Source organism: Pseudomonas sp. PAGU 2196 (assembly GCF_022179005.1).
GTDB lineage: Bacteria > Pseudomonadota > Gammaproteobacteria > Pseudomonadales > Pseudomonadaceae > Aquipseudomonas > Aquipseudomonas kermanshahensis.
The window spans coordinates 1-941 of record NZ_BNTL01000074.1 but is presented as its reverse complement, the minus strand read 5'-3'; the positions used below and the strand labels follow the sequence as shown (position 1 = coordinate 941).

The 941-nt window shown below is 54.4% G+C and carries 1 protein-coding gene; it reads right to left on the bottom strand.

The genetic code is table 11. The features are described from left to right. Positions 1-113: 113 nt before the first annotated feature. Positions 114-941, bottom strand: an 828-nt coding sequence (locus MFF34_RS27980) for an IS5-like element IS5 family transposase (protein WP_238217835.1), incomplete at its 5' end; no start/stop codon positions are given.

The window sequence follows — 941 nt, the reverse complement described above, 5'->3', positions numbered from 1 at the left end:
GCTGACTCAGTCATTTCATTTCTTCATGTTTGCGCCGATTTTTTCTCCCGTAAATGCCTTGAATCAGCCTATTTAGACCGTTTCTTCGCCATTTAAGGCGTTATCCCCAGTTTTTAGTGAGATCTCTCCCACTGACGTATCATTTGGTCCGCCCGAAACAGGTTGGCCAGCGTGAATAACATCGCCAGTTGGTTATCGTTTTTCAGCAACCCCTTGTATCTGGCTTTCACGAAGCCGAACTGTCGCTTGATGATGCGAAATGGGTGCTCCACCCTGGCCCGGATGCTGGCTTTCATGTATTCGATGTTGATGGCCGTTTTGTTCTTGCGTGGATGCTGTTTCAAGGTTCTTACCTTGCCGGGGCGCTCGGCGATCAGCCAGTCCACATCCACCTCGGCCAGCTCCTCGCGCTGTGGCGCCCCTTGGTAGCCGGCATCGGCTGAGACAAATTGCTCCTCTCCATGCAGCAGATTACCCAGCTGATTGAGGTCATGCTCGTTGGCCGCGGTGGTGACCAGGCTGTGGGTCAGGCCACTCTTGGCATCGACACCAATGTGGGCCTTCATGCCAAAGTGCCACTGATTGCCTTTCTTGGTCTGATGCATCTCCGGATCGCGTTGCTGCTCTTTGTTCTTGGTCGAGCTGGGTGCCTCAATGATGGTGGCATCGACCAAGGTGCCTTGAGTCATCATGACGCCTGCTTCGGCCAGCCAGCGATTGATGGTCTTGAACAATTGGCGGGCCAGTTGATGCTGCTCCAGCAGGTGGCGGAAATTCATGATGGTGGTGCGGTCCGGCAAGGCGCTATCCAGGGATAACCGGGCAAACAGACGCATGGAGGCGATTTCGTACAGAGCATCTTCCATCGCGCCATCGCTCAGGTTGTACCAATGCTGCATGCAGTGAATGCGTAGCATGGTTTCCAGCGGATAAGGTCGCCG